12 protein-coding genes are annotated in these 9,009 nt (G+C 50.5%); 4 read left to right on the top strand and 8 right to left on the bottom strand.

All coding sequences use genetic code 11. The features are described from left to right. The 4 genes from DW724_RS15710 to DW724_RS15500 form a co-directional block, all read left to right on the top strand. The coding region (locus DW724_RS15710) for a ParA family protein (RefSeq protein ID WP_442861297.1) at positions 1 to 216 on the top strand (216 nt) is incomplete at its 5' end. Then, a complete protein-coding gene (locus DW724_RS15035) occupies positions 216 to 455 on the top strand; it encodes a hypothetical protein (protein ID WP_118762027.1) in 240 nt (79 codons plus the stop codon). The genes DW724_RS15710 and DW724_RS15035, both read left to right, overlap by 1 nt. Before the next feature lie 138 nt (positions 456 to 593). Then, a complete protein-coding gene (locus tag DW724_RS15030; protein WP_118762026.1) occupies positions 594 to 818 on the top strand; it encodes a hypothetical protein in 225 nt (74 codons plus the stop codon). 161 nt (positions 819 to 979) lie between these two features. After that, on the top strand, positions 980 to 1,249 hold the full coding sequence (locus DW724_RS15500; protein WP_243105784.1) for a helix-turn-helix domain-containing protein: 270 nt from the start codon (positions 980 to 982) through the stop codon (positions 1,247 to 1,249). Positions 1,250 to 1,439: 190 nt separating this feature from the next. Here the strand turns inward: DW724_RS15500 and DW724_RS15020 are convergent, their stop codons facing one another. The 8 genes from DW724_RS15020 to DW724_RS14985 form a co-directional block, all read right to left on the bottom strand. Next, entirely contained in the window at positions 1,440 to 2,234 is a 795-nt protein-coding gene (locus DW724_RS15020; protein ID WP_118762024.1) for a hypothetical protein, read from the bottom strand. Positions 2,235 to 2,262: 28 nt separating this feature from the next. After that, complete coding sequence (locus DW724_RS15015; protein WP_118762023.1) at positions 2,263 to 3,540, bottom strand: FAD-dependent oxidoreductase; 1,278 nt, start codon at positions 3,538 to 3,540, stop codon at positions 2,263 to 2,265. 14 nt (positions 3,541 to 3,554) lie between these two features. After that, positions 3,555 to 5,054, bottom strand: a complete 1,500-nt coding sequence (locus DW724_RS15010; RefSeq protein WP_118762022.1) for a tripartite tricarboxylate transporter permease — start codon at positions 5,052 to 5,054, stop codon at positions 3,555 to 3,557. A gap of 16 nt (positions 5,055 to 5,070) precedes the next feature. Beyond that, the gene (locus DW724_RS15005) at positions 5,071 to 5,529 is read right to left on the bottom strand and encodes a tripartite tricarboxylate transporter TctB family protein (protein ID WP_147323842.1); all 459 of its coding nucleotides are present in this window, start codon (positions 5,527 to 5,529) and stop codon (positions 5,071 to 5,073) included. 166 nt (positions 5,530 to 5,695) lie between these two features. Continuing rightward, complete coding sequence (locus DW724_RS15000) at positions 5,696 to 6,691, bottom strand: tripartite tricarboxylate transporter substrate binding protein (RefSeq protein ID WP_118762021.1); 996 nt, start codon at positions 6,689 to 6,691, stop codon at positions 5,696 to 5,698. An 80-nt stretch (positions 6,692 to 6,771) separates the two neighbouring features. Next, positions 6,772 to 7,803, bottom strand: coding sequence for a LacI family DNA-binding transcriptional regulator (locus tag DW724_RS14995; RefSeq protein ID WP_158580388.1), 1,032 nt, complete (start codon positions 7,801 to 7,803; stop codon positions 6,772 to 6,774). A 438-nt stretch (positions 7,804 to 8,241) separates the two neighbouring features. Next, a complete protein-coding gene (locus tag DW724_RS14990) occupies positions 8,242 to 8,478 on the bottom strand; it encodes a hypothetical protein (RefSeq protein WP_158580387.1) in 237 nt (78 codons plus the stop codon). Between the two features lie 133 nt (positions 8,479 to 8,611). Then, the gene (locus DW724_RS14985) at positions 8,612 to 8,851 is read right to left on the bottom strand and encodes a hypothetical protein (protein WP_117491941.1); all 240 of its coding nucleotides are present in this window, start codon (positions 8,849 to 8,851) and stop codon (positions 8,612 to 8,614) included. Positions 8,852 to 9,009: the final 158 nt, after the last annotated feature.

Here is a 9,009-nt window from a genome sequence, read left to right as displayed (position 1 = left end):
AAGATCGCGGACTACATGGGCGCGGATGTTTACCGCACGACCATCCGCAGCAACGTGATCATCAAGGAAGCGCAGGCTGTGCAGGAGAACGTGTTCGACTACATCGAGAGCAAGGCACAGACCAAGGGCGAGCGCGTTTCCGAGGCCAGCCGGAATTTTGTGAATGACTGTCTGAATTTCGTCAAGGAGTTTGTGGAGAAGGAGAGGGAACAGTAATGGCAAGACTCAGCGCAGAGGAAATGTTCAAGAATATGATCGGCCGCAAGGACGAGGAGCCGCAGCCGGCACAGGAAACCGCTGCCGCGCCGGTTGCGGAGAAGAAGAAAGCCTCCACCGTGCAGGTGACCGTGCGTCTGCGCCCGGAGCAGCATAAGCAGCTCAAGGCGGCAGCCTTCCACCGCGACTGCGATATGTCCGAGCTGGTACGGCAGGCGCTCGATCAGTTTTTTGCGTAACTTCCGGAAATATTAAAGTTAAAAAGTCACAAAGTTACGCATTTGTGACTTTTTAACTTTATACTGAAATTCTGTTATGAAATACAGGATATACAGATAATTTACCGATAATACAGGCGATAAAAGTGAGAGTATACCGTGGCCGTTTATCTCAATCCGCGCAAGCTGCGTATCGTCGGCATGACGAACCACACGCATAATAAGTATAAAACTGTGATGGAAATGATGCTGCGTCCCAAGGATACCTTCCCGTGGGAGCGTCTGTTCAGCCATCGCTTCCCGCTGGCGCAGGCAGAGCAGGCCGTGAAGGCCAGCATGACCCGCGAAAGCATGAAGGTCGTTATCGACCCGTGGATGGAATAACGATGACGGCTACATCGACTTTGTAAAGTAGCAAATAACGCCATCCGGCTCGGATTTGTTATCCGCTGCCGGATGGCGTTTCATTGTTTTAGGTTGTTCTCCAATCATAAGCAGGGCTGTCAGCGGTTTTGCGCTGCGGCAACCGGATGGATTCAATCCGAATGAGGGCGGTGTTTCTCCTGCTCCTGCAAATCTGCTGTGAGCGGCGGATACATCCTATCCAGACGATAGAGGGCAGCACAATAGCTGCGCCGAGCATGGCGATGATGATGGCGGAAAAGATACCGCTGCCGATCTTGCAGCTTGACCATGCAATGGCTCTGCTTGAGGACCATTCCTACGCGCAGGTTATTAAGCTGACCGGCATCAGCAAGTCTACGCTCATCCGGGAGAGAAAGCGGTGGCGTCAGTTCGGCGAGCCGGAAAAATAAAGGAGCCTCCATCGCCATGCGTGGAAGCTCCTTTGGGGTAAAGTATGGTGATATGATTTTCAACAACTGAGATCTGGAAAACAAACAGGAGGAGTCGGATATTTGTTTATCCGGTCATGAAGATTGGGTAAATACACGCCGATCGCTGGAGCGATTTCATACCTGCTGTCTCAGACAGTGTATTCACGTATCACAGACTTGCGGCAATATTCCAAATAACCTGCAGGGCATTCTTCACCGCGAGTAATACGTTTCGGACGTCCTCCTCTTTATCGCGATATGCCATGTCGCGACAATCCTTAATCGTTCCGTCGATGGGATCAAATCCCATCGTCCAGATGTCAGTATAAGGACTATCCACGGAAATTGACCTCTCAATGCCAACCTGATTCAGGCTGAAAAACTGATTGGGCGCCAGTGCTTTCATGCGTTCATATACACCGTATCCATTTGCACCGTTGGCTTCGGTAAACGTCAGGAGCAGCGTTGTCAGGGCATATTCCATCGTTGCTGCTGCACGTTCATTGCCCAGTTCACGCGCCCGTTTGTTCAATGGCTTAATCAGTGTCATGTACGGCAGCACGCTGCCGAGCAGCTCACCGTTATTCTCTTTCGCGATAGCTGGCAGATATTCTGCCGCATATTCCAAAAGCGCATAAACTGCGTTTACATCCGCTTCCGTGCAGCCGAGCTGTTCAGCCTTTTCCAGCAGAGATACCAGCAGAATCACCATAGATTTTACGCCGTTCTCCGGCAGAGTACCTGTCGACAGCACTGCAAGCGCCTTTGACACTTCAACATCTTCCACACTGGCGTTTTTTACGATCTCTCCCATGGACATCGTAAGCTTACAGGTGCCTGCGGCATCCCGGTATTGAATCCACTTTCCATTGCCATAAGCACAGGCGGCAATATCTCTCAGCTTGAACAGTCCGCTTTTCAGCGACTGCTCTGCTGCAATCGTGCGGGGCATTCGTTTCAGCATAATATTAACTGTGTCTCCTTTCCTGAGTTTACGGTTCTACATTCGTTTTGCGCAGTTCATCCTGCACTTCGTGAATATCCAATTCCAGCGGCTTTTTGTTCTGCGCAACACACATCGCGGCAACAATACCCATAGCATGCCCCATATTCATTACAATCGGCATTACGCGATAGCTGGAGTGTGCCTTATGCGTACCCGAAATATTGCGTCCGTTCAGCAGAATACCCTCCACCGTCTTTGGTACAAAGCAGCGCAGTGGGATCGTATACGGCTTCGGCTGCTTGAACGCCTTGTATTCACCATTGGCATCCAGTCCGGCGCCTTCTACATTGTGCAGATCAAAGAAGAAATTCGACTTGGTAACTACCCAGTCTTCAAAGGTACGAGCCTGCGCAATATCCTGCTCGTTCAGCTGATAATTCGCCTCAAACCGGCGGGTTTCACGCACACCGATCACATCGGCACTGTCGATCAGATAACAGCCTTCATATCCCGGCACATGGCGGCGCAGAAATGCAATAATCTCGGGAAGCTGCTTTCTGCATACGTATTCAGCACGATTCAGATCTCTTGCATTTGTGCCGTCCACATCGGTCATATTGCTCATGTTGACTGTGACAACGCCGGGGAGCGACGAAGGATACAGCAGGATATGACCTGCCGGAGAGGGTAATTCCTGACGACCGAGTGTTTGCAGATCGCCTTCCGGCAGCTGGACCGTATCCTCAAAGCCCCAGAAGAACATGGCGCGATCCATATCTACGCCGGCAACCTTGAACATGATCGTCATCGGCTGCATACCGCCGTCCGTCGAGCGTCCCTTTTCAAACGGAACGCCCGCACGTGCGGCCACATCGCCGTCGCCGGTCGAATCGATCACCATTTTGCTCAGGATCGCTTCCCGGCCGGATTTGCTCTCTGTGATTACACCCGCAACGCGGTTTCCCTCCATAATGACATCGCTGAAGCCTGTGTACAGCTGTACATTAACGCCAGCCTCCATCAGCATATCCAGCATCAGAATACGCAGTTTTTCCGGATTGATGACCTGCTCCGCTTCACAGTCGCGTGCCTTTTCGCGCAGCTCTTCAAAGCAGCCGCCGTCCTGTCTGCCGGTCCAATGACTCATAATGCCCGTGGTTGCCACACCGCCGACCGCGCCGTATTGCTCGATCAGCATCGTTTTTCGTCCCATGCGTGCTGCGTGCAGGGCGGCGCCGAAACCTGCGGGGCCGCCACCTACAACAAGGACTTCCGTTTCTGCCGCAACCGGGATCTCCCGGCTCGGCTCAGTATAATACTTCATCTGAAACTCCTTTTTTAACTCTGTTTTTTGCTTTTTCTATCCTTTGCTGCCTTGTAGAAGAACATTCCGATCGAAAGCACAGCCAGCGCAAGGAACAACAGGCTGAACGGCCGTGTTACGAAGATAGACAGAGAATTGCTGGACATTACCATCGAGTTGCGGAAATTCGTTTCCACCAGATCACCAAGAACTACGCCGAGGATGATCGGTACAACACTGAATCCAAGCCTGCGCAGCAGGAACGAAAACGCGCCGATGATGACCGCCAGAAGTACCTGAAATGTGCTGGCTTCGCTCGAATAGACACCGGTAATGCAGTAAACAATGATGATTGCGCTCATCAGCTCATAAGGAATGCGTGTGATATTGGCATACAGCGGGGTAAACACACGACCGATAATCAGCATCAGGATATTGATAACGACAAGACCAATCATAATGCCGTACAGAATATCGCTGTGCTCCTTGAACATGGAGGGACCGGGCACCATGCCTTGCAGCATAAATGCACCCAGAAGAATTGCCGTGCAGCCGTCACCGGGCACGCCCAGTGTTGTAAGCGGAATCAATGTAGAACCGGTCGTTGCATTATTGGCAGACTCGGTTGCGGAAACGCCTTCGATCTCGCCGTGACCGAAATGATCACGGTATTTGGAGGTCTTTTTCGCCTGATCGTAGCTGATAAAAGCTGCAATGCCGCCGCCTGTACCCGGGATAGCACCCACAATCGTACCAATCAGCGAAGAGATCGTCATTGTTTTGAGGCAGCGCTTGATCTCTGCCCAGGACAGCTTCTCATGGTCCAGCTTCAAATGTTGACTGCGCGTCGCATCTGTACGCGGATTATAATCCGAGCGGCTGAGCAATTCGGCAATTGCGAACAGACCGACCAACGTAACGATCAGCGGGATACCGGCGCCCAGTCGACGGACACCAAAGGTAAACCGAAGTGTACCGCTGACCGAATCCTGTCCCAGCAGTGCAATGAAAATACCGATCAGGCCGCCGAGCAGACCCTTGATGATATTGCCGTTCGAGATGCTTGCAATAATAGACAAGCCAAACACTGCGATGCAGAAATACTCCGGAGGGCCAAACATCTGTGTGAAATGTGCAATTTTCGGTGCAGCAAACAGCAATACCAGCGCACTGAACAGGCCACCGAAAAACGAGGCATACAGCGCCATCGTCAGAGCCTTCAGCGGCTTGCCCTGCTGTGTCAGGGGATAACCATCCAGCACAGTCGCTGCGCTTGAGGGCGTACCCGGTGTATTGATCAAAATTGCAGTAATGGAGCCACCGTATGTGCCGCCGCAATACAAGCCAAGCAGCAGAAGCATCGCCGGGATCGGTTCCATACTGTATGTAATCGGCAGGCACAGGATGATCGCAATATCCGCAGTCAAACCCGGAATGGCACCGATAATGATACCCGCCAGCAGACCGATGAAGATAGCAATGAAGCTCTCTGCCGAGGCCATCAGCGCCAAACCGGTCATCAAGTTGTTTAACATATGCGCTTCCTCCTTCTTATGGCAGGGTCACGCTCATTGCCTGAAATGCAAAGTACGCAACGATTACATTTGCACTGGCAATCGCATAGAACCACCATTTTCTCGTACCGAAATACAGCAGAATGCCATTGGAAAGCAGCAGCGAGGAAATGATGAATCCGATATGCGGAAGCAGCAGCGCGTATGCGATCAGCATGGCAATATAGATTACCGGTTTCAGCCGCAGCAGATTTTCTTTAGTGAAAATGGCTCCTGAAATCGTGTATTCGGTCTTTTCCTTGGACAGGATACCCTGCACCAGCAAGATCACGCTGCAAAGTATCATGCCGCGGATCAGAAGCGTCGGAACTGTTGCAGCAGTCACCGCGCTGGTTTCATACGTCCGGATCTGCGATGGTATCAGAATATGCAGGGCAACAGAAACGATCAGGAACAGAACGCCTGTTATCATATTCGAATTTAGCTTTACTTTCAATCTTGTCACCTCTCATACCAGATTAAAAGGCAATACCGCATAATTTTCGCAAAGCACCGCGGCAGTGCGACCGGAGCCTGCACAAGGAGCCGCGGCAGCGCGACCGGAGCCTGCGCAAGGAGCCGCCGCTTTCATTGTGCGGTATTGCCTTAAACAGACCAGCCTGTTACTGGAGCATCTCCACGTATTTGTCCATGCTGTCCATCTGATCCTCGATAAACTTCGTCACTTCGTCACCCTTGGCATCCCACAGCGGATAACCCATCTCGTTCATAAAACCGGTGAACTTAGAATCGGCATATACGTCATCGAGCATTGCATTCAGTTTGTCTACAATCTCCTGCGGAACGTCCGAGCGAACAGCCAGACAGTCCATGCCGGCAAATTCAACATCAACATCCCAGTCCTTGATGGACTTTACTTCACCGTACGGAGTCTTAACCGCTTCCGGATAGAAAGTTGCGACCGCCTGGATCGTACCCTCTTCCTGATGCGAGTAGTATGCCGGAGGCGTACCCAGACCGCAGTCTACCTGACCGGAAACCACTGCATTGATCGATTCTGCCTCGCTGCCCATAACGACCGGCTCCGCTTCGATACCAAGCGCCTTGAACATTGCAGAAGAAACAACGTACTGGTCACCGCCCGGGCCGGAGGAAGTTGCATACGTGATCTTATGCGTTTTGCCGTAGTTAATCAGATCATCAAACGTCTTCATGCCGGATTTCTGCGGATTAGTGAGGATCATCAGCGAAACCTGACGCATACCGCGCAGCATAGTGAAATCAGAAAGATCATAGGATACATCGATGTACTTCGGAGTCAACGAAAATAACGGACCGTTGGCGACGACCATAGTATAACCGTCCGCATCCGCATCCATGGCATCCATCATGCCGATGGTGCCGGAAGCGCCTGTGTGATTTTCTACAATGATCGGCTGATCAAAATAATTCTTGGCCACCTCCGAAATCTTGCGGGCAATGACATCGGCACCGCCGCCGACACCCCACGGACAAATGACTGTTACCGGACCATTCGGGTAATCATCCGCACTTGCCGCAGCACCGCCGCCCTTTGCATTGGCACCGCCGCAGCCCGTCAGACCTGCCAGCAGCAAGGATCCCGCCATCAGCATAGCCATCAATTTTTTTCCTTTCATTTTCTTTTCCTTCTTTCTTTTTCATATTTGAAACGCTTTTTCGCGTTTGCATACGTATTCAATTGCGGAGAATAAAAGAATTATTCTCTTGCTGAGGGACAGAATGTATCTCGGATGATCAATTTGCTGTCCAGTATATACCGGTAGGTATCCGGCAGTTTGTTCGATGCCATTGCCATGACCCATTCTACTGTTAAATTGATAATCCTGTCATAATCTACTGCCACAGTGGTTAAATGCGGCGTAAACCAGCTGCCCATCGGGATATTATCCGAACCAATCAGAGCCACATCATCCGGCACCTGAATGCCCTGCTCGCGCAGTGCTTCCAGCGCGCCTAATGCCATCATATCGTTCTGCGCAAAACACGCTGTACCCGGCTGGAACAGTTCAATATGCTCCAAAACCTGCTGCGTAGCCTGCTTCAGGTTGTAATCTGCATGCAGAATGTGCGTATCTGACAGCTTATGCCCATGCTGATGCAAAACACGTGCAAAAGCTTCATGTTTATGTATAACGTCGATTCGATCCTGCGGTCCGATAATTTCCACAAACCGTGTATAGCCAGCTTCGCAAAACGCCTTGCCGACCAGACCGCCAATCTGTGAATGGCTCGGTGCGATCATATACGACTCATTCAGTGATTCATTCGTATCGTAAATATAGATAAATGGAATTTTTGTTTCATACAGTAGGCTTTTGACTCGCTCACTCACCTGCGGTCGGTTAAAGATCAGGGCATCAAACCGTCGATTACTGATACTCTTCTCGATGGAAAAAGACTCACCGTATTTCCCTTCATCGAACACCGGCACCAGATCCAGCCCTTCCTTTACAAGCTGCATACGTATGCGATAGTAAATGTCACTTTGAATATAATGGTTTGCAAAGCCGGTAAAATCCTCTGAGAATACATATCCGATCACACCGGTGCGGTTGGTTTTTAACCCTCGTGCGTTAGTGTTAAACTGAAAAGAGTATTTGTTCGCTAGCTTTTTGACTCTTGCCTTTGTTTCTTCTGAAACCAGCGGACTGTCATTCAGGCAACGGGAAACCGTTGATTGCGACACACCGGCTAATTTGGCAAGTTCGACGGAAGTAATCGTTTTCAACTGTTTCCACCTCTTTGCATACGTATGAATTGCTTGTCTTATATCTTGCCTTATATATAGCATATTTGAAAAATAAACACAATAGCCAAACGAATATTTGCAATTATTTCGTTAGTATTATCCAAATTCTCATAGCTGTTTTTAGTGCTCTTGCTTGTACTGAAACCCGATCGGACCCTGTTCGAGCTTCAGAAGCACTTTTCTCTTACGGCAGCAAAAATCAACTTATCTCCACACCTGCCGCTGCCAAATAAACCCGAAGCACAGACTGCTTTTTCAGTCTATGCTCCGGGTTTTGTTTATTGAGAAGAAAAGGTGTGGTATAGTCTGACAAGCAACGGATTTGATGGTGCAAATCCGGCTTGACGGGTGGAATCCCCGTACCCCCGTTTTTTTCAGCCGCACGGCGGTTTTACAGGCGGGACGGAAGCGGGATGCTTATTCCATCCACGGGTCGATAACGACCTTCATGCTTTTACGGGTCATGTTGGCCTTCACGGCCTCCTCTGCCTGCTCCAGCAGGAAGCGATGGCGGAACAGACGCTCCCACGGGAAGGTATCCTTGTGGCGCAGCATCATTTCCATCACGGTTTTGTATTTATTGTGCGTGTGATTCGTCATGCCGACAATACGCAGCTTGCACGGATTGAGATAAACGGCCACGGTTACTCTCACTTTTATCGCCTGTATTGCCGGTAAATTGTCCGTATATCCTGTATTTCATAACAGAATTTCAGCGTAAAGTTAAAAAGTTAAAAAGTCACAAAGCTATAACTTTGTGACTTTTTAACTTTAATATTTCCGTAAGTTACGCAAAAAACTGATCGAGTGCCTGCCGTACCAGCTCGGACATATCGCAGTCGCGGTGGAAGGCTGCCGCCTTGAGCTGCTTATGCTGCTCCGGGCGCAGACGCACGGTCACCTGCACGGTAGAGGCTTTCTTCTTCTCCGCAGTCGGTGCGGCAGCGGTTTCCTGTGCCGGCTGCGGCTCCTCGTCCTTGCGGCCGATCATATTCTTGAACATTTCCTCTGCGCTGAGTCTTGCCATTACTTTTCCCTCTCCTTCTCCACAAACTCCTTGACGAAATTCAGACAGTCATTCACAAAATTCCGGCTGGCCTCGGAAACGCGCTCGCCCTTGGTCTGTGCCTTGCTCTCGATGTAGTCGAACACGTTCTCCTGCACAGCCTGCGCTTCCTTGATGAT

Source organism: Butyricicoccus sp. AM27-36, assembly GCF_003480945.1.
Classification (GTDB): domain Bacteria; phylum Bacillota; class Clostridia; order Oscillospirales; family Butyricicoccaceae; genus Agathobaculum; species Agathobaculum butyriciproducens.
This window is presented reverse-complemented; position numbering and strand designations above follow the sequence as displayed.